Source organism: Micromonospora sp. WMMB482 (assembly GCF_019038635.1).
Taxonomy (GTDB): domain Bacteria; phylum Actinomycetota; class Actinomycetes; order Mycobacteriales; family Micromonosporaceae; genus Micromonospora; species Micromonospora marina.
On record NZ_JAHOPD010000020.1, the window covers coordinates 3,026,590 to 3,045,263 of the forward strand.

17 protein-coding genes are annotated in these 18,674 nt (G+C 71.1%); 8 read left to right on the top strand and 9 right to left on the bottom strand.

Translation table 11 applies throughout. The features are described from left to right. Positions 1–5 precede the first annotated feature (5 nt). Positions 6–572 carry a hypothetical protein gene (locus KSK32_RS15365; protein ID WP_216931836.1) on the bottom strand — a complete coding sequence of 189 codons (567 nt, stop codon included), beginning with the start codon at positions 570–572 and terminating at the stop codon, positions 6–8. Positions 573–1,177: 605 nt separating this feature from the next. Here KSK32_RS15365 and KSK32_RS34550 point away from each other — a divergent pair. The 3 genes from KSK32_RS34550 to KSK32_RS15380 all read left to right on the top strand — a co-directional run bounded on the left by KSK32_RS34550 (position 1,178) and on the right by KSK32_RS15380 (position 4,796). Continuing rightward, the gene (locus tag KSK32_RS34550) at positions 1,178–2,353 is read left to right on the top strand and encodes a methyltransferase domain-containing protein (RefSeq protein WP_216931837.1); all 1,176 of its coding nucleotides are present in this window, start codon (positions 1,178–1,180) and stop codon (positions 2,351–2,353) included. A 42-nt stretch (positions 2,354–2,395) separates the two neighbouring features. Next, positions 2,396–3,112: a hypothetical protein gene (locus KSK32_RS15375; protein WP_216931838.1), complete on the top strand. Its 717-nt coding sequence runs from the start codon at positions 2,396–2,398 to the stop codon at positions 3,110–3,112. Positions 3,113–3,269: 157 nt separating this feature from the next. Continuing rightward, on the top strand, positions 3,270–4,796 hold the full coding sequence (locus tag KSK32_RS15380; RefSeq protein ID WP_216931839.1) for an amino acid adenylation domain-containing protein: 1,527 nt from the start codon (positions 3,270–3,272) through the stop codon (positions 4,794–4,796). Between the two features lie 58 nt (positions 4,797–4,854). Here the strand turns inward: KSK32_RS15380 and KSK32_RS15385 are convergent, their stop codons facing one another. Genes KSK32_RS15385 through lysW form a run of 8 tightly spaced genes read right to left on the bottom strand, consistent with a single transcriptional unit; the run spans position 4,855 to position 11,075 of the window. Further along, positions 4,855–6,231 (bottom strand): DegT/DnrJ/EryC1/StrS aminotransferase family protein, encoded by a 1,377-nt coding sequence (locus KSK32_RS15385; protein WP_216931840.1) that lies wholly within the window; start codon positions 6,229–6,231, stop codon positions 4,855–4,857. Further along, positions 6,228–7,253, bottom strand: coding sequence for a BtrH N-terminal domain-containing protein (locus KSK32_RS15390; RefSeq protein ID WP_216931841.1), 1,026 nt, complete (start codon positions 7,251–7,253; stop codon positions 6,228–6,230). Before KSK32_RS15390 ends, KSK32_RS15385 begins: the two co-directional genes overlap by 4 nt. Then, the gene (locus KSK32_RS15395; protein WP_216931842.1) at positions 7,250–7,849 is read right to left on the bottom strand and encodes a hypothetical protein; all 600 of its coding nucleotides are present in this window, start codon (positions 7,847–7,849) and stop codon (positions 7,250–7,252) included. Before KSK32_RS15395 ends, KSK32_RS15390 begins: the two co-directional genes overlap by 4 nt. After that, positions 7,846–8,790: a GNAT family N-acetyltransferase gene (locus tag KSK32_RS15400; protein ID WP_216931843.1), complete on the bottom strand. Its 945-nt coding sequence runs from the start codon at positions 8,788–8,790 to the stop codon at positions 7,846–7,848. Before KSK32_RS15400 ends, KSK32_RS15395 begins: the two co-directional genes overlap by 4 nt. Further along, positions 8,787–9,002, bottom strand: coding sequence for an MbtH family NRPS accessory protein (locus tag KSK32_RS15405; RefSeq protein ID WP_353939631.1), 216 nt, complete (start codon positions 9,000–9,002; stop codon positions 8,787–8,789). Before KSK32_RS15405 ends, KSK32_RS15400 begins: the two co-directional genes overlap by 4 nt. Positions 9,003–9,013: 11 nt before the next feature. After that, entirely contained in the window at positions 9,014–10,045 is a 1,032-nt protein-coding gene (gene argC, locus KSK32_RS15410; RefSeq protein ID WP_289256610.1) for an N-acetyl-gamma-glutamyl-phosphate reductase, read from the bottom strand. Continuing rightward, positions 10,033–10,914 (bottom strand): RimK family alpha-L-glutamate ligase, encoded by an 882-nt coding sequence (locus KSK32_RS15415; protein ID WP_216931844.1) that lies wholly within the window; start codon positions 10,912–10,914, stop codon positions 10,033–10,035. Before KSK32_RS15415 ends, argC begins: the two co-directional genes overlap by 13 nt. Continuing rightward, complete coding sequence (gene lysW / locus KSK32_RS15420) at positions 10,911–11,075, bottom strand: lysine biosynthesis protein LysW (RefSeq protein ID WP_216931845.1); 165 nt, start codon at positions 11,073–11,075, stop codon at positions 10,911–10,913. Before lysW ends, KSK32_RS15415 begins: the two co-directional genes overlap by 4 nt. 412 nt (positions 11,076–11,487) lie before the next feature. On the opposite strand from lysW, the gene argB reads away from it, so the two are divergent. From argB to KSK32_RS15445, 5 genes are all read left to right on the top strand, one after another. Further along, positions 11,488–12,333 carry an acetylglutamate kinase gene (gene argB, locus KSK32_RS15425; RefSeq protein WP_216931846.1) on the top strand — a complete coding sequence of 282 codons (846 nt, stop codon included), beginning with the start codon at positions 11,488–11,490 and terminating at the stop codon, positions 12,331–12,333. Further along, on the top strand, positions 12,330–13,415 hold the full coding sequence (locus tag KSK32_RS15430; RefSeq protein ID WP_216931847.1) for a [LysW]-lysine hydrolase: 1,086 nt from the start codon (positions 12,330–12,332) through the stop codon (positions 13,413–13,415). Before argB ends, KSK32_RS15430 begins: the two co-directional genes overlap by 4 nt. A gap of 26 nt (positions 13,416–13,441) precedes the next feature. After that, positions 13,442–14,329: a transketolase gene (locus KSK32_RS15435; RefSeq protein WP_289256611.1), complete on the top strand. Its 888-nt coding sequence runs from the start codon at positions 13,442–13,444 to the stop codon at positions 14,327–14,329. Then, on the top strand, positions 14,326–15,384 hold the full coding sequence (locus KSK32_RS15440; RefSeq protein ID WP_216931848.1) for a transketolase family protein: 1,059 nt from the start codon (positions 14,326–14,328) through the stop codon (positions 15,382–15,384). The genes KSK32_RS15435 and KSK32_RS15440 overlap by 4 nt, the downstream gene beginning before the upstream one ends. Before the next feature lie 110 nt (positions 15,385–15,494). Then, complete coding sequence (locus KSK32_RS15445) at positions 15,495–18,674, top strand: amino acid adenylation domain-containing protein (RefSeq protein WP_289256612.1); 3,180 nt, start codon at positions 15,495–15,497, stop codon at positions 18,672–18,674.

Below are 18,674 nucleotides of genomic sequence, written 5' to 3' on the forward strand. Positions count from 1 at the left end.
CGTCGCTATGTCGCATTGCTGCCGGCGGCGACGAGTTCGGGAAAGGCTTCCTCCCAGCGCCGGCGGAGCTGGGGTGGCAGCCAGAGGGTGGGCCAGAGCCGCCGGAGGAGGTCGGCGTCGAGCCAGGTGTTCAGGTCCTCGACGGTGCTGGCTTCGGTGAGTACCACCTTGTACATGCTGGCCAGGCGCGCGGTCCGGTTCAGGTCGTACTCGGCGTGCCCGGACCAGTCGAGGTGACGCGGAAGCGTCACCGTGCCTTCGGTCGGGCCGTGCAGCGCGGCGAGGGTTTCGGCCACCCTGTAGAGCTTCCGGTCGCCGTAGGGCCGGTAGTCCGTCGGCGGCTGGGGTGGTGTCCGGCGCCGGCTGATGTTGGCCGCGCGCCGGACTTCCGGTCGTAGCGCCTGCCGGATCGTCTCCCCGCTGTGTCCGGTGACCCGCTGCAGATCCACCGGCCGCCATCCGGCCGCGTGGAACGCCCGTAGCTGCTCGTCCCGCTCGGTCAACGCGGCCGCGCGCGTCGCCTCGTACCGGGAGACAACCCCATGCAGCTCATCCTCGGAGAACTGGCTCATGCTCGCATGCCTACTACGCTAGGCCAAGCACGCTTGGCCTCCTCCATGTCTTTGTGACCGGCGGACTCAGCCAAGGTGCTCGCGATGGGATGCACTCATGTTCTCCGGAAGCCGAGGGCCCCGATACCGCCAAGCTACCGCCGCCCTGTTCAGACAGCGACAAGACCTCCTGCCGGCCCAAACGCTGTGCGAAATCGCGTAGAGACTCCGCTTGCCGAAGATCGGCAGAACAGGCGTAAGAGCCCTGCTCAAGCCCTGCCTCGGTCGGTTCGACGCGCCCCTGCCGAGATTTCGCGAAGTCGCCGCGCTGCGTCGGTCCACGGTGCCGCGAGAGCTTGGGCCAGCAGCATGGCGAGCGTGGCTGCGCGGGTTGGATGCGGAGGCCGGTGAGGAGGCGGTCGGGTCGGTAGGCGCACAGGTTGGCCAGCGCAGGTGAAGTCGAGGCCCGGATCGGGAGTTCGTCCTGCCCCGAGCGACGAGTCCGCACATATCTGCTTGGGCCTGGTTTGACCGCGACGAGGATTGCTCACTATGGAGGATGGGTCCGCCGACGGTGACCTGGGGCTGGTATCGAAGCGCAGCCGCCGCACGAGAAAGGATGCGCAGTGCTCGCCGAGAAGGAAATCCACGAACTGGTCGATCGTCGTTCGAGCCTTGACCGTCTCACCGACTACTTCAAGTCCGTCGGCTACTCCCTCGAGAACGTCGCCGACCTCGTCGATGCACCTGAGCCGTACGAGCTGGTGACGAATGGCGCCCGTTCCGCGGTGTTGTACGGCCACGACCTCGACGCCGACCGCGGGGCACTGGCCGTGCTGGCTCGGTTGTTCCTGTTCGGCGCATCTGTTTCGCGCCGCAGCTACAAGGCGACGCTGCCGGCGGACATCCAGGAACTGCTCGACGATTGCGGACTGGTGGTTGCGGCCGACTCTGACCTGATGGAGAGCCGCGTCGCGGTCACCGAGATCCAGTCGCGTTACCTGATGTCCGACCGGCTGTTCGTCAACCGGGACGGCGACACCGAAATCTTGAGTTCGCGGTACAGCGTGTGGCCACCGGGCGAGTGGACGTTGGTGCTGCGCGACCGGATGGCCCGTCAACCGGACTGGGACAAGTTTCTCGACGTCGGGTGCGGTGCCGGCTGTCTCGCCCTGCTCGCGCACGATCGGTATTCGCGTGTGGTCGGCATCGATCTCAACCCGCGCGCGGTCGCCTTCGCCACACTCAATGCCGCCATGAACGGCGTGACGAACGCGTCCTTCATGTTGGCGGACTACCGACAGGTCGACGATGTCGGACGCCACGACCACGTCGTCTTCGCCGCACCGTCGGGACCGGAGTTCGACCCCGAGGTGGACGGGGGCAGTTTCGTCGATCTGGACCCCGACGAGAGCAGCCTGATCGCGTACGGCGGTCCGCTGGGCCATGAGCTGATCCTCGACTTCCTTGGCGCGCACGCGCCGGCGCTGACCACCGCCCAGGGCTGTTGTCAGGTTTGGGCGATCTTCGCGGTTCGTGAGACAGACGGATCGCTGGAGCAGTTGGTGCAGAGGGCGGTACCCGATTCGTACCAGGTCGATGTCGACCCGCTACGGCACGGTGGGCTCTACGTCGGCGCCGAGGCCATCACCGACGGTGCGCTGTCGTGGGACTGCCACTACGCGCGCGTACCCGACCAACCCCGGTTCCTCCGGGCGCTCCGGCGCTACGGGATCCGTGAACTCGTCCCGGCGATTGTCACAGTCGGCGAGGGCATGCGGGCCGTGCGTGGCCAGCGGTAGGGACGGACACTGATGGAGGGGGAGCTGATGAGAAGGGGAAACATGCCCGGAATCCTGGCGCTCTGGAGCGCGCCCCGATGCCGGTCGACGGCGTTCTTCCGGATGATGTGCGAGCGCGACGACTTCGCGGTTCTGCACGAGCCTTTCTCGTACCGGGCGGAGTTCGGCCGGGTCGAGGTCGACGGCGCGTCATGTCACACCGAGACCGAGGTGATGGAGGCGATCCGCCGCTCGGCGAAGCGAAGGCCACTGTTCTTCAAGGACACCTCTGACGAGCGGTACGCCCACGTCCTCGCCGATCCGGACTTCCTGGCCCGGGACGTCGTCAGCACGTTTTTGATCCGTCATCCCGCCGAGACGATCGCCTCGTACCACCGGGTCAATCCGAACGTCGAGCGGCACCAGATCGGCTTCGAGGCGCTGTTCGAGATGTTCTGCGCGGTACGCGACCGGACGGGGCGCGACCCCGTCGTCATCGACGCCGAAGATCTGATCCGCGACCCGCGGGCGGTGGTGCGGGCCTACTCCGATCTGGTGAAAATCCCGTACCGGGAGGCGACGCTGAACTGGCGGCCCGGGCACCGCCGGGAATGGCGGCCGAGCGAGCGCTGGCACCAGGCGGTCAGCGCGAGTTCGGGATTCCACGCCGAACCACGTCCCGCCGCCGTTGACGTGTCGACGCACCCCGTTCTGGGCGACTATCTCCGACACCACCTGCCGTTCTACGAAGAGCTGTCGGCCTCTCGACTGCGGGTCTGAGGGAAGGGCCGCCGCACTCGGCTTGCCGCCATTTCCGAGGTGTCGGAGGATCGACGGAGTGCGACCGAGCATGCGCCGGACAACGGTTGGACGGGGGATGACGATGGTTCAGGTGCCGCACGGACGAGCAACGACGGCGGACGACGAGTCACCGCCGATGCCACGGCCGGAGTGGAATCCGCCGCCCGTCCACCGGGACGGCGGTGTTCTCCTGCACCGTCTGGTCGAGGAGTGGGCCACCGCCTGCCCGGACGCGGTGGCGATGTGCTTCGAGGGTGCGGAGCTGACCTACGGCGCCCTGGACCTGGCGGCCGAGGCCCTGGCCCGGCGGCTGCGTGACCGGTTCGGGGTCAGGCGGGAACGTGTGGTCGGAGTGCTGCTGGAGCGCGGCCTGGACCTGCCCGTGGCGATGCTCGGTATCCTCAAGGCGAGCGGGGCCTGGCTTCCGCTCGACCCGTCGTACCCACCGGAGCGGCTGTCCCGGCACTTGTCGGACGCCGGCGCGGCTGTGGTCGTCACCAGCGACGAGCTGGCCGACCTGCTTCCGCCGTCCACACCACGACTGACGTTGAACGGTGTGCCGTCCGGCGACGACGCCTCCAGGCCGGTGGAGCCGGACGAGGCACACCCGGACGACCTTGCCTACGTCATTTACACCTCCGGATCGACAGGCACCCCGAAGGGCGTGATGATCTCGCATCGGTCGGCGGTGAACTTCGTGCTCAACGCCCGATCGGTCTTCAGGATCCAACCCGGGGACCGGGTTCTCCAGTTCGCGAATCCGGCGTTCGACGTGAGCGTGTTCGACTTCTTCGGCGCTCTCGGGTCGGGTGCGACGGTGGTCGGTGCGCCCCGTGAGTCGCTGCTGGACGTCGACGAGTTGCAGGACCTCCTGGCTCGTGAGCGGGTGACCATCGCCGACCTGCCACCGGCTGTGCTGCGGCTGCTCGACCCGGCACCGCTGTTTCACCTGCGCGCTCTCTTCGTCGGGCTGGAGGCGTTCCCGGCCGAGCTGGTCAACCGGTGGCGTACGCCGGATCGGGAGTTCCACAACGGCTACGGCCCGACCGAGGCGACGGTGGCCTGCGTGGACTACCTGTGCCCGGTCGAGCCGCTGGATGCGCCGCCGCCGATCGGGCGGGCGATGGACAACCACCGGTGCTACGTGCTCGACGACAACCTGTCGGGGGTGCCAGTCGGTGCCGTCGGCGAGCTGTACGTGGCCGGGACCGGCCTGGCCCGCGGCTACCTGGGTCGCCCCGACCTGACCGCGGAGAGGTTCCTGCCCGATCCGTTCTCCGGCGACGGCGCCCGGATGTATCGCACGGGCGACCTCGTGCGCTGGCGGTCGGACGGCTTTCTGGAGTTCGTCGGCCGGGCAGACCGGCAGGTCAAGATCCGCGGTATGCGGATCGAACTGGGCGAGGTGGAACACGCGCTGAAGGAGTGCGGCGGCGTCACCTGGGCGATCGCGGACGTCGACGAGGCCGGCACGCCGCAGGCCCGGCTCGTCGCGTACGTGGTCCCCGAACCGGATTCCCGGTTCGACGGGGAGGCGGCCCGGATCGAGCTGATGGAGCGGCTCCCGCTGCACATGGTGCCGTCCGCGGTGGTCGCGCTCGACGAGATTCCCCTGACGCCGAGCGGCAAGATCGACCGGACCAGGCTGCCCGCCCTCCGCTGAACGTGCGGCGTGGCCGGCCCTCGGCTCGGCCACGCCCCCGTCGATGTCACGCGCCCGCTCAACGGGACACGGCAGTCCATTCCTGCCGGGCGATCCGCTCCGCCTGCTCCCACGGCGGTGCGTACCGCAGACCGGCCGCGTAGTCACGCACCAGCGCACGGTGCTCCCACACCTTCTCGAAGGCGTCGGCGTACCGTTCCAGCAGCGGGCCGGCGTCCGGGTGCAGGTGTGCCTTCTGGATGGTGAAGGTCTCCTCCAGCACGCGCAGGGTGTGTGGGAAGGCCGTCGGATCGTACTGCGGCAGCCTTGACGGCCAGGGATGGTCACCGAAGCCACGGCCGTACCGGAACGCCGGCTGCGCGGGCAGCGGCATCAACTGGTAGGGCGCGGCCGGCACCCCCTCCGCCCGCAACGCGCGCTGAACAGCCGCGCGGAGCGGACCGGTCATCGTGTCAGGAAGGCCGAACGCCGCCGTGTCCACCCGGACCCGCAGGATGTGCCAGGCATGGGTACGGTCGCCCGGCGGCTGTGGGGGCGTGAGGCCGGGCAATTCGGCGATCCGCCCGAGGAACCGACGAACGTTCTCGTCGCGCCGGCGGAACTCCTCCGGGAAGCGGGTGAGCTGGCTGCGGGTGAATGCCGCCTGGAGCGAGTTCGGCTTGTGGTTCCAGCCGAGGACGTGTGAGACGTAGCTGCGCTCGCTCTTGTCCGGGATCGACTCGCCGAACTGCCGCAGCATGCGCGCCCGGTCGGCGGCCCGTACGTCGTCCGTGGTGACCAGACCACCCTCCCCGCAGGTCGCCAGGTTCTTGCTGACGTTGAGGCTGAACGAGGCGACGTCGCCCAGCCCGCCCACCTGACGGCCCCGGTACACCGCCCCGTGCGCCTGCGCCGCGTCCTCGACCAGTGCGATGCCGTGCCGACCGGCGACCTCCCGCAGCTCCGTCATGTCGGCGGGCAGGCCGTGCAGGTGGACCACCACGACGGCCCTGGTACGCGCGGTGATCGCCGCCTCGACGGCTCGGGCGTCCAGGTTGTAGCTGACCGGGTCGACGTCGACGAAGACCGGCACCGCCAGCAGGTGCATGGGTGCCATGGCGGTCGCCACGAAACTCAGCGCGGGCACGATCACCTCGTCGCCGGGACGTACTCCGACCGCGCCCAGGGCGACCGAGAGGGCGGCGGTGCCGTTGCTCACCGCGATGCAGCGGCGGGTCCCGACGAACTCGGCCCACTCCCGCTCCAGCGCGCCGATCTCCTCCTCGCCGGCCGAAGCGGACGTGAACCGGCCGGAGGCGAGGGCCCGTTGCACCGCCGCCTCGTCCTGCTCCGTCACCCGCGGCCACTGGCCGATCCGCTGCTCCCGGGGCACGCTCCGCTCGCCACCGAGCATCGCCAACCGCCCTGTCCGCGACGCGGTCTCCTGACTGGTCACAGCTGCCTCCTCGCTCGGTCGAGATTCTCGAGTGCCGTCTCGTGGTCGGCCATCAGGGTGTGCGCCCGCCCCGCGAGGCGGGCCGGTGCCAGGTCACCGGTCCGGGCCAGGGCGGCCATGATCCGTACCGCGGACCAGTGGTGGGCGAGTCGCTCCACCTCGCGGCCGCACTCCCGCAGGTCGGGCGAGTCGACGACATGCCCGGCCAGCGCCAGCCAGTCGGCGTGCAGCGCGGTGCACGCCAGCACGGCGCCGGCAGCGACGAAAAGTTCGTCGCCGATGTCCTCACCGGTACGCAGCGCGTCGACGGCGCTGTCCAGGAAGGCCCGCTGCCCTGCGAGACCGACGTAGCCCTCGATGGAGGAAGGCGCGCGGAAGTGATCGAGGTTGGCGGCCACAACGTGGGCTACCCGGGCTCGGTCGAGGGATCCGATCTGGTCCGGCTCACCGTCGATCTCCACGCTGAGCCAGCGGTTGCCGATGTCGACCCCGGTGAAGAACATGTCCCGCGCGTGCACTGCGGGGTTGCCCGAGTCGCGCGCAGCGGTCAGCTCGGCGAGCCCGATGTCGCCGTGGAACGCGGGTGGCACGGCGTCGAGCACCCGTACGGTGCCCTGATTGTCGTCGAAGCCGTGCACGACGATCAGGTGGTTGGAGTGCACGTCACGATGGGCGGGGCGGAACGGGAGATGAAAGTTGTCCACCGCCACCGCCACCGGGGCGCCGGCGGCCACCGCGTCCCGGACCTGCGCCCAGCCGGCGTCGGCGTCGGCCGGGTGGTGCCACCGCGAGCGCACCGGGTGGTGGGGGGCCACGGCCGACAGCAGCGATTCGCCGTCGGTACAGGGGTAGTAGTACTCCTCGCGCCGGACGCCCTTGGGGAAGTGCCGGAACGTCCAGCCGGCGCCGAGCACCGGCAGTGCGGCGACGCCCCGGTGCTCTAGCAGGCTGGCCAAACAGGCATGCAGGCAGCCGCCGAGGTCGTGCCGCCAGGCTCGGACATTCGGCACCACAGTCCTCATCGTTCCTCCCCGTCGCTCGGGGGCACGAGCGTCATAGCGAACAGGTGGATGGCGGGGTTGTCGGGCAGCCGGACGGCGGCCAGCTCCGCCGCTCGGGTGATCGGCAGTCGCTGGCTCCAGATCGCGGGCTTCATACGGCGGTCGACGTGGCGGGGATAGTGCATCCGGGAGAACCGGAACGCGAGCGACTCGCCGAAGCGAGGCGCGGTCTCCGGCCAGAAGTCGGAGACGCGCAGCCACTCCGGATCGATCGTGCCGTCGGTGTAGTGCAACCAGACACGGTCCTCGGTGCGGCGCTCGGCCGCGCAGAGCAACCGGACCCAGTCGTACCGGCCCGGCGGGACGGCGACGAGCTGACCGGCGCACCGCAGGTTGTCCGGTGAGCCGACTGGGGCGGCGGGAATGAGGAAGGGAACTCCGTCTAGTCGCACCTCGGGGCCGGGGGGCAGTTCGTCGGCGGGGAAGGTGTTCCCCCAGATGTTGAAGGCCCCGGAGGAGAGCTGGTCGGGCTGGGTGAACCCGACGTTGTCGAAGTGCTCGGTCAGGGGCACTGGTACGGGTTCCCGGCGCACCGGGGACGGGGCTCGGGATGTCACGCAACCTCCCTGGAACGGCGGGACGTCGGCTCCCTGGGCTGCGGCGAAAGGATCGGCAACTCCGCGCCCGGGGGAAGTCGGCAATGGGCGTGCAGGTCGGGATGGACCGTGCGGGGCGCCAGGTGAGCGGGCACATCCGCGCGCGTGGCACCGGGAAAGGTCGGGGTCTCGACGCCCGGGCCGGCCAGCAGACCGGACAGTTCGACCCGGTCGACGACGGCGCCGCGCCAGACGTCGACCCCGGCGAGCCGGGCGTCGGGTCGGTGCGCCGCGAAGCGCCGGAGTGCGGCCCGGTCGCCGACCTGAGCCACCAGCCCGTCCTTCGTGGTGTACCACCCGACCATGAGCCCGCCCACGTTGTCGTCAACCATCATCGCGGTCAGCCCGCCGACCCGGGCGGGCTCGGTGGTGCGGCGTTCCATCGTCACCTCGGTCAGCAGCTTGTCGGTACTGGGCCAGTGTCGAACGGCGCGGAACCCCAGCCCCGAGTAGAGCGAGGGCAGGCAGCGCTCGACCACGGCGTTCAACCGCAGCAGCGGCACGCCGCGCGAGGCTGCCGCCGCCGCGACCCGGTCCAGCAGCAACCGGGACAGACCGCGCCCCCGGGCGGACGGGGCGACCGCCAGCCGGTCGAGTTGCCAGGCCCCGTCCGGGGCGGACGCCGCGCGGATCGCCGCCACCGGTCCGCCAGCCGGCTCTTCCACCAGCCAGAACTCCGCTCCTCGCTCGACGCTCACCGCCACGTCGGACGGCTGCTCCCGAGCCCCGTCGGGTACCGGCAGGCCGGGCAGCGGATCGGAGTCCTGATACGCCAACCGGGTCAACGCCGCGATGACGGCGGTCCGGTTTCGCGCCTCGGCCCCGGACAGTTCCGTCACCCGCCAGCGCGGGTGGGCCGCGCGACCGGCCAGGCCGGCCGCATCTGTGTCGTGGGCGCTCACGGGGCCTCGCCGGTGGCGCGGCGCAGGCTGAGCGGTCTCATGTCGGTCCACCGTTCGGCGATGTCCCGCAGACAGTCGCTCCGGCTGTCTGGGCCGCCGACCGGGCGCCAGCCCTCGGGGACCGGCACGTCCGCCCGCCAGATCGAGTACTGCTCGTCGTTGTTGCACACCACCACGAACTCCGCGGTGTCCTCCACCGGCATCCCGGTCATCGTCGGCCTCCTCAGTTCGGATGCAGTCCCGGAAACTCCAGGCCGGTCACCTCGGGCCAGCCGTGGCGGATGTTCAGGCACTGGACGGCGTTGCCGGCGCCGCCCTTCACCAGGTTGTCCAGCGCGGCGACGACGACGGCGTCGGTGTCTCCGTCCTCCGCCGCGAAGCCCACGTCGCAGAAGTTCGAGCCGGCGAGGATCTTCGGCTCGGGCAGGCGGTGCAGCCCACGCCGGTGGGCAACCACCCGTACGAACGGTTCGTCCGCGTACGCCTCCCGGAAGATCCGGCGCAACTCCCGCTCCCCGACCCGGGCCGCCAGCGGAACTCGGCAGAGCACCTGTACGCCCCGGACCGCTTCGACCCCGGTCGCCGTCATCCGGACCGGCAGGCCCGTGGCCTGCGCGATCTCGGCCTCGTGCCGATGCCCCACGGGTGCGAAGACACGCATCGCGCCGCTCCGCTCGGCGTGCAGGTTCGCCGGCCCGGCCGTGGCACCGGACCCGCTGGAGCCGGTCCGAGCGTCGACCCAGACCGGGCCGGTGATCAGGTCGGCCTTCGCCAAGGGCGCGAGCGCGAGGATCCCGGCCGTCGCCATGCAGCCCGGCACCGCTATCCGGTCGGCGGTGCGCACCATGTCCCGATACAGCTCCGGCAGGCCGGTCACGAAGGTGTCGATCAGCTCCGGCGCTTGGTGGGTGACGCCGTAGTACCGCTCGTATGCCGCCGGCTCGCGGAGCCGGAAGTCGCCCGACAGGTCGATCACGGTGCGTGCCAGTTCCAGGTACTTCGGCATTCGACCCATCGTGTCCCGGTGGGAAAGGGCCATGAACAGGACGTCGTACCCGCCGTCGGCGAGCCGGTCGTACGGGACGAACGTCAGGTCGGTCCGACCGCGCAGGTTGGGATGCTGACCGTCCACCGGCCGGCCGGCGAGCGAATCCGACGCCACGTCGGCCAGCTCCACGTGGGGGTGACCGAGCAGGAGACGGACCAACTCGCCTCCGATGTAGCCGGCTCCGCCGGCGACCGCTACCCGAAGCACGACGCCCTCCTGTCCACGAGATGGTCGACGATGCGGTCGGCGACCGAGACGTGGTCGCCCATCGCTTCCTGGAATCCGCTGAACTCCACGCCGTGGTTGACCTCCAGCACGTACAGCCGGCCGTCGGTGTCTTCAACGAGGTCGACGCCGGCGATGTCCGCGCCGACCGCCCGGGCCGCGGCCTCGGCCAGGCCGGCCAGTTCCGGGGTGAGCGGGCAGGCGGTCACGCCGGCGCCGCGGGCGACGTTGTGGCGCCACCCGGCGGCGCGGCGGTACGTGGCGCCCATCGCCTCCCCCCCGATCACCACGATCCGGATGTCCCGGTCGGGGCCGGCCACGAACTGCTGGAGGTAGACGATGTGGGCGTCCGGGGACGGCAGGGCGGCGACGTGTTCGAGCACCGCCTCCGCCGTCTCCCGGTCACGGACCCTGGTCACCAGCCGGCCCCAGGAACCGACTCTCGGCTTGATGACCGCCGGATAGCCCAGCGCCTCCAGGGCGTTCAGCGCCGCCTCCGGGGTGAGCGCCAGGGCGGTCGCCGGGCTGGGCAGCCCGGCGTCGCGCAGGGCCACCGAGGTGCGGTACTTGTCGCCGCAGAGGGCGACGGTGTCCGCGGTGTTGAGCACGACGGCGCCACCGGCTTCCAGCACCCGACCGGCGGCCAGCGCCCGGGCGTAGCCGATCTCCCGGTTCAGGACCACCTGGGCGGGCGCGTCGCCCTTTGACGCCAGCGCCCGCCACAACGTGCGGCTGTCCAGGTGGTCGTAGGGGACGCGGCGGTCGTCGAGCGCCTGCAGGATCCGTTTCTCGTCAGCCCGGACCCGCGAGGTGAGCACCGCGACGCGCGCCGGGGCGCCGGCCGTCGTCATTCTCCCCAGTCCTCTTCCACCTCGGGGGCCAGCGCCAGCGCCGGCGGGGAGACCGCCACGAGTTCGAGTTCGCTGGAGCATTCCGGGCAGACCAGGATCTCGCTGATTCTGCGGTCGCCGTCGATGCCGATCGTGGCGCCGCATCCAGGACAGTTGCTCATTGCCACTCCTCCCGTAATTGATCACAGGCGTGACGAAAGGCGGCACTGGGCCGCAATTCAACAACGGGGATCAGATCAGCTGTCGGCGCACTTCCGCAGCTCGTGGCGTGCCTCACTGCCCCCGTTCCGCAACGCCTGCGATCGATCTTCGCAGCCGCCCCAGAGGTCCGCAACTCGAACCCATGGACCGTAGTGGACGGTTCATAAACCCTTGCCAGCCAGGGCATGCCGCACGGGCCGGAGCCCGAGGGTGCCGCTGGGATGCAGCCTGCGCATCGCATGGTTGGCTCGGCCGGGCACGGGGCATAAGGCGACCAAGGCCGAAGTCACTCACGTCAGGAACGGGGCGATTATCACCGCCCCGAAGATCCGGTGAGTGGGCAGTTGCCGCCGGCACGACGGGGGAGGAGAAATGGTTCGTACCATAGTGGTCAAGTGTGGCGGCAATGCCGCTGTCAACGCGGAAGAAGTGTGTCGGGATGTCGCCGATCTGCACGGCCGGGAGTGCCGGATCGTTCTGGTGCACGGCGGCTCCGCCGAGATCGAACGGCTCGCCGGGCGGCTGGGGGTGCCGACCCGGCGGAACACCACGGCGGCCGGGATCTCCACCCGGCACACCGACGAGGTGATGCTGGAGGTGGTGCAGCTCGCCTTGGCGGGCTCCATCAAGCCGCGGCTGGTCACCGAACTCATCCGTCGGGGGGTCTCCGCGGTGGGGCTCACCGGGCTGGACGGCGGCGTGATCCGCGCCCGACGCAGGGCCGGGCATCGGGCCGTCGTCGACGGGCGCCGGTTCGTGGTACGCGATCACAGTGGCCGGATTACCGGCGTGGACGGGAACCTGCTCACCGGCCTGCTCGACCTCGGTCAGGTGCCGGTGCTCTCCCCGCCCGTGCTCTCGGAGGACGGCTTTCCGCTGAACGCCGACGCGGACCGGGTGGCGGCGTCGGTCGCCTGCGCGCTGGAGGCGGAAACCCTGGTGCTGTTGACCGGCGCGCCGGGCGTCCTGGCCGACCCGTGCGACGAGGCGTCGGTGCTCGGGACCTGCCGGGTGCCCCCGACCGGGACGCCGGCGATCACCGGCGGAGGCATCGGGATGAAGCTGATCGCCGCGCGGGACGCCCTGCTGGGCGGGGTGGCGAACGTGACGATCGCCGACGGCCGAGCGCACCGGCCGGTGCACCGGGCGCTGACCGCACCCGCGACCCGGGTGCTGCTCGACCAGGCGCGGCCGGCGGCGACCGGGAGCACCCGATGAGCGCGGTCGCCCGCACCGCCCTCGATCCGGTCGACCTGCTGCGGGGGATGCTGGAGATTCCCTCTTGCAGCGGCGGCGAGACCCGGCTGGCGGCGTACCTGGTGGAGGTGATGAGCCGGCTGGGCTACCGGGCTCACGTGGACGAGGCGGGCAACGCGGTCGGCGAGCTGATCCGCGGGGCGGGACCGACGGTGATGTTGCTCGGCCACATCGACACGGTCCCGGGCGACCTGCCGGTGCGGCTCATCGACCATCGGCTGTACGGCCGCGGGGCGGTCGACGCCAAGGGCCCGATGGCGACCATGATCTGCGCCGCGGCTCAGGCCGATTTCGCCGGCACGCTGGTCGTGGTCGGTGCGGTCGAGGAGGAGACGCCGGGGTCGCGCGGCGCCAACCACGTCGGGGCGACCCGACCGCAACCGGACGCCCTGATCATCGGTGAGCCGAGCGGCTGGGACTCGGTGGTCCTGGGCTACAAGGGCAAGCTGGACCTGCGGTTCCGTGCGGAGTGCGAGAACACCCACGCCACCAACCCCGGCCGCAAGGCCGGCGAGCTGGCCGTCGAGGCATGGTCGCTCCTGCTGGAGCTACTCGGGCCGGAAACCAGCCACCAGCACTTCGACGCGCCGGGACCGACCCTGATGCGGGTCGCTGCCGACCTGCGCCGCGCAGACGCCCACTTCAGCGTTCGCCTCCCACCGGGCTTCGACGCCGACGCGCTGGTGACGAACGTCCGCAGGCGACTGCCGGGTGGAGAGGTGGAGGTGCTGGAGTCGGTTCCCGCCTGCCGGGTCGACCGGACGGACCCGGTCGTCCGTGCCCTCGCCGCCGGCATCCGGGCCCAGGGCGGCCGAGGTCGGATGAAGGTGAAGACCGGCACCTCCGACATGAACACCCTTGCCCGCCGCTGGCGGATTCCGATGGCGACCTACGGCCCAGGGGACAGCCGGCTGGACCACGCCGACAACGAGCACATCTTGCTCCCCGACTACCTGCGAGGCATCAGGGTGCTCACCCACGCCCTGGCCGAACTCGGCGATATCCACGTCCCGCCCCCCGGCCAGGCGGCACGCCATCCCTGAGCCCTGTCGAACAAGGAGGATTCGACGTGCTGAACCCCTATGAGGATCCAAGCGCGCGTGCCGACCGCGGAGTAGCCGCGCCCGACGACGAGGAGTTGGCCGCGTACGCCAACCGGGTGCGCGAACTCGTGGTGCAGATGTGCGCCAACCCCGAGGGAGGCCACCTGGGCGGTTCGATGTCCCTGGTGGAAATCCTGGTCACTCTCTACTTCTCGGTGCTGCGCGTCGACCCGGCCCACCCCGACGATCCCGACCGGGACATCTTCATCCTCAGCAAGGGACACGGCGCCCTGGCGCAGTACGCCACCCTCGCCGTTCGCGGGTTCATTTCGGAGAGCTCACTCGCCGGGTACGGCGGCCCGGACAGCATGCTGACCGCCCACCCGAACCCGGCGGTGCCCGGCGTGGAGATGCCGACCGGCTCGCTCGGCCACGGCCTCGCCCTCGGCGTCGGATTCGCCATGGACCTAGCCATGTCCGGCAGCGACCGGCGGTGCTTCGTGGTGCTCGGTGACGGCGAGCTCCAGGAGGGATCGGTCTGGGAGTCCGCGATGTCCGCCAGCGCGCAGGGACTGGACCGGCTGGTCGCCGTCGTGGACCGCAACGGGCTCCAGATCACCGGCACGACCGAGGACACGCTGAGCCTCGAGCCCCTCGCCGACCGGTGGCGCAGCTTCGGCTGGTCGGTCATCGAGGTGGACGGGCACGACCTGGCGCAGTTGCGATCGGCGTTGGCCGGCGCGCCATCCGAGCCGGGCCGCCCCACCGTTGTGCTGGCCAACACCGTCAAGGGCAGAGGGCTGCCGTACGTCGAGGGCCAGGTGCGCAGTCACTACGCCAAGCTCAGCGGCCGTCAGCGACAGCGTGCGCTCGCCACGCTGGCCAGTGAGTACGTGAGGGAGAACCAGTCATGACCACCTCCTCCGCACACCGCACCAGCACGACTGCCGCCGGAGCGCAGCCCGCCGACCCGGCCGCCGGCCGGCCCAGCCGTGCGACCCGCGAGGTGTACCGCGACCTGCTGGTCGAGCTGATCAAGGCCGACGACCGGCTGGTCTGCCTGGACAGCGACACCGGGCTGTTCACCCCGACGGACTGGGGAGAGGCCGCCGACCGTTACGTCAACCTGGGCATCGCCGAGCAGAACCTGCTCGGCACCGCCGCCGCCCTGGCGAAGTCGGGACGGATCCCGTTCGTCAACACGATGGCCACCTTCGCCGCCACCCGGGCGCTCGAGGCGGTCAAGGTGGACATCGCCCTGAACAACGTGCCGGTGCGGATCGCGGCAACGCACGGCGGGCTGTCGGCGGGGCATCTGGGGCCCACCCACCACTCGCTGGAGGACGTGGCGGTGATGCGGCTGCTGCCGAACCTCACCGTGCTCGTGCCGGCCGACGCGACGAACACCGAGGAGCTCCTGCGCGCCTGCGTCGACCTGCCGGGGCCGGTCTACCTGCGTCTCGGCCGCGGCCCCACCCCGGACCTGGACCGGGACCGGCTGCCCGCACCCCGGATCGGCGAGATGCAGCATCTGCGCGACGGTGACGACGTCACGCTGATCGCGACCGGGCCGTACCCGGTGCTGGCCGCGCTCACCGCCGCCGAGGTCCTGGCCCGGCAGGGGATCGACGCGGCGGTGCTCAACGCGCACACCATCAAGCCGCTGGATCAGGCGGCCCTGCTGCGGGCGGCGGGAACCCGGGGCATCGTGACCGTGGAGGAGCACTGGGCCGCGGGTGGCCTGGGCTCCGCCGTGGCCGAGGTGGTCGGCCGACTGGGGGTTGCCACCCCGGTGCTGCCGATCGCTGTCGACGACATCTTCGCTAAAGGCACCGGCAATCACCGCCATCTTCTCGAACGCAACGGGATTACCCCGGACGCGGTCGTTGAGCAGGTACGCCAGCTATTGGACAGCCGGGCCGACGACAAGGGGCGTCGCTCAGGTTGCGGGCCCGGACCGTCCTGTTAGGCTGAATCTTGCACATCGGTCAATGCCAGTGGTTGCGCGCGGTCCAGAGCCCACGTGAGGAGCGTAAACGCCCTCCATTGAGTAGCGAGCGAGAAGCAACGGGGGATAGTGTGAGCAATTCCGAGCATTCTGCGAAGCTATTGTTCGAGGCCCTGACCCGTCGCGTAGAAGTTGACGGCGAGGCGGCCGCGATGGTCGACGAAAACCGTACCTGGAGTTATCAGGAATTCGATTCCACCATCGACGCGGTGGCGGCGCGGATCGAGGTGCGGAATGCGGACGAGGTGGTCGCCGTCCTCGCCGCTCGTACGGCCGCTGATGTGGTGGGGGTGCTCGCCGTCGCCCGTGCGGGTGCCGCCGTCCTGGCCATCGATCCCGAACTCCCCGCCGCCCGGATCGCGCGGCTGATCGCCGACTCGGGCGCCCGTACGGTGCTCGTGCCCCCAGCCCTGTCGTCCGCCCTGCCGGACGACGTCACGCGGATCCCGCTGCCCGACGCACCGGTGGCCGCGACCGGCGACCGACCCCGCCCGAAGAGCGCTGGCGAGATGGCGTACCTGGTGTACACGTCCGGCAGCACCGGCGAGCCGAAGGGTGTCGCGGTGCGTCGTGCCGGCCTGCGGGTGATCGCCGACGAGCAGCGCCGGTTGCTGGGCACCGGTCCCGACGCGCGGGTCTTCCAGCTCGCCAACGTCAGCTTCGACGCGTTCATCTTCGAGTTGGCGATGGCCTTCGAATCCGCGGGGACGTTGGTGCTGCCCGGCCGGCACGCCCGCTACCCAGGGGCCGCGCTGGCCGAGCGGCTGCGCGAGCAGCGGGTGACGCATCTCGTCGCCACCCCCAGCGCGCTCGCCCTGCTTCCCGCCGGCGACCTGCCGGATCTCGCCGTCGTGTGTTCGGTCGGGGAACGCTGCACCCCCGCGGTACGCGAGCGGTGGCGGGTGGGCCGGCGCCTGCTGAACCTGTACGGACCGGCCGAGGCCAGCATCTGGTCGACGTGGGCCGAGCTCGACGGCGACACCGATCCGGCGAACATCGGGCGCTGCATCCGCGGCGTCGGCGCACTGGTTCTGGACGACGCCGGTCGTCCGGTGCCCCCCGGCGGGATCGGCGAACTGCACCTCGTCGGCCCCACCGTCGCCCTCGGCTACCACGGCCGGCCGGACCTCACCGCCGACCGCTTCCGGGACACCCCGCCGGAGCTGCTCGACGCGGTGGTCCGTGGCGAGGAGATCCCGGCCGCCGACATCCCCTCGGCACCCCGCATGTATCGCACCGGTGACCGGGTCCGGCTGGAGTCCGACGGCAGCCTGACCTTCGCCGGGCGGCTCGACGACCAGGTCAAGGTCAATGGCGTCCGGCTGGAGCCGGCGGAGTCCCAGCAGGTGCTCGCCGCCGTGCCCGGAATCACCGACGCCGCGGTCGTCGCGGTGCCGGCGGCCGACGGCGCACCGGTCCTCGCCGGCGCGTACACCGGCACCCCGCCGGTGTCCGAGGTGAACGCCCGGCTCCGCGCGGAGCTGCCCCGCTGGGCGGTACCGGCGCGGCTGGTCCGCCTCGATGCCATGCCGGTCACCCGCAACGGCAAGCGCGACGTCAACGCGCTGCGCGAACAGTTGACGGCCGACCACACAGCGGCCGACCGCCCGGGGAGTGAGCCGGCGGAACCCGCCGATGCCCTGCCCCGACTGGTGCTGAGGAAGGTCCGGTCCGCGCTGGGTCGACCCGACCTGCGCGCCGGGGAGAATTTCTTCGCCGCCGGAGGGCACTCCCTGCTCGCCGTCCGGTTGGTCGACCGGGTCGGCCAGGCCGTCGGTCGGCGACTCGACGTGAGTGCCCTGCTCCAGGCCCCGACGATCGATGACTGGATCGCATCGGTCCGGCGGGCGGTCGAGCACGCCTACGGCCCGGCGGCTGCCGTTCCCGCTCGGGACGACGGGCAGGTGGGGATCGACGAGTCCTCGCCGGTGTCGGTGGTGCAGACCGAGATCCTGGTGGCGGAGCAGTTCCTGCTGGGGTCGGCGGCGTACGTCGCGCCCTGGTGCGAGCGCGTGCAGGGGCCGTTCGACCCGGACCGCTTCGCGGCGGCGCTGCGGGCGACCGCGCAGCGGCACCAGGTGCTGTGTACGCGGTATCGGATGACTCCCGAGGGCGCTGTTCCTCTGATCGACGAGGACGCCGTCGTCCCCGTCGAGACGGCCTCCGCCGCAGACCTGACCCAGGCCACCCGGCTCGCCGAACAGGCCTGCGCCAAGGGGTACGACCTGGCCCGGGAGCAGCCGGTCCGGCTGCACGTCGTGCGGTACGGCCAAGCGGGCTCCGACGGTGGCCACCTCGTCACCACGATGATCCACCACGTGGCCTGCGACGGCGCCAGCGTCGACCTGGTGCTGGAAGAGGCGTGGCGGAGGTACCACGGTCGACCGGTGGACGAGGCCCCGGTCGTCCCGCCGTACCTCTCCTTCGCCCGCTGGCAGCGCACCTTCCTGGCCGGCGAGGAAGCGGAGGTGCAGCGCGCGTGGTGGGCGCGGAACCTGGCCGGGCGGGCGCCGGTGCGGCTGGGCCCGGACACCCGACACGGTGAGCGAGCAGCCCGGGACCGGCGCGGCCGGCGGTTGCCGTTCGTCCTGGAACCCGACCTGGTGCGGGATCTGGAGGCGGTCTGCGCCGACCTGCGGGTGGGTGCCTTCACGGTGCTCACCGCGGCGTACGCGGTGGCGTTGCAGGAACACACCACCGACACCGAGTGCGTCGTCGGCACCCCGGTCACCGTGCGGCGCAGCCCGTATGAGCGCACCGTGGGGCTCTTCGTCAACACCCTCCCCGTCCCCGTCGACCTGCCCGACTCCGGTTCGCTGACCGACTGGCTGCGGGAGCGGGCCGCCGGCCTGGCGGTCACGTTCGACCACCGCGACCTACCGCTATCCGAGATCACAAAGGTATGGCGGCCGGACGGCAGGCCATCGGTCCTGTTCGCGCTGGACTACGGGCGAACGGACCCGGAGCGGGCCCGCCGGCGGGTCCACCTCGACCCGGGCCCGGTCAAGAACGAACTGCTGCTCACCGTCAACCGAGGGCGGGAGACGTGGATCGGGGAACTGGTCCACGACACCGCGGTCCTCGACGCGGTCGAGGCCGGTGAGCTGCTCGACGCCTTCATCGAGGCGTTGCGAGCCATCTGCCGCTGCTGCCGCGAGAGCGGGCGCACGGCGGATGTCTCGGCGTTGCGACGGCCGGCGGAACGGCTGGTGGCCGCCGCCGACTTCGACTTCGGAGCCGTGCGGGCCTGA

Excerpts from the sequence above, each read along its gene's own strand:
- KSK32_RS15365 (WP_216931836.1), bottom strand. The coding sequence starts at position 572 with ATGAGCCAGTTCTCCGAGGATGAGCTGCATGGGGTTGTCTCCCGGTAC.
- KSK32_RS15375 (WP_216931838.1), top strand. The coding sequence starts at position 2,396 with ATGCCCGGAATCCTGGCGCTCTGGAGCGCGCCCCGATGCCGGTCGACG.
- KSK32_RS15380 (WP_216931839.1), top strand. The coding sequence starts at position 3,270 with ATGCCACGGCCGGAGTGGAATCCGCCGCCCGTCCACCGGGACGGCGGT.
- KSK32_RS15390 (WP_216931841.1), bottom strand. The coding sequence starts at position 7,253 with ATGAGGACTGTGGTGCCGAATGTCCGAGCCTGGCGGCACGACCTCGGC.
- KSK32_RS15405 (WP_353939631.1), bottom strand. The coding sequence starts at position 9,002 with ATGACCGGGATGCCGGTGGAGGACACCGCGGAGTTCGTGGTGGTGTGC.
- KSK32_RS15415 (WP_216931844.1), bottom strand. The coding sequence starts at position 10,914 with ATGACGACGGCCGGCGCCCCGGCGCGCGTCGCGGTGCTCACCTCGCGG.
- lysW (WP_216931845.1), bottom strand. The coding sequence starts at position 11,075 with ATGAGCAACTGTCCTGGATGCGGCGCCACGATCGGCATCGACGGCGAC.
- argB (WP_216931846.1), top strand. The coding sequence starts at position 11,488 with ATGGTTCGTACCATAGTGGTCAAGTGTGGCGGCAATGCCGCTGTCAAC.
- KSK32_RS15430 (WP_216931847.1), top strand. The coding sequence starts at position 12,330 with ATGAGCGCGGTCGCCCGCACCGCCCTCGATCCGGTCGACCTGCTGCGG.
- KSK32_RS15440 (WP_216931848.1), top strand. The coding sequence starts at position 14,326 with ATGACCACCTCCTCCGCACACCGCACCAGCACGACTGCCGCCGGAGCG.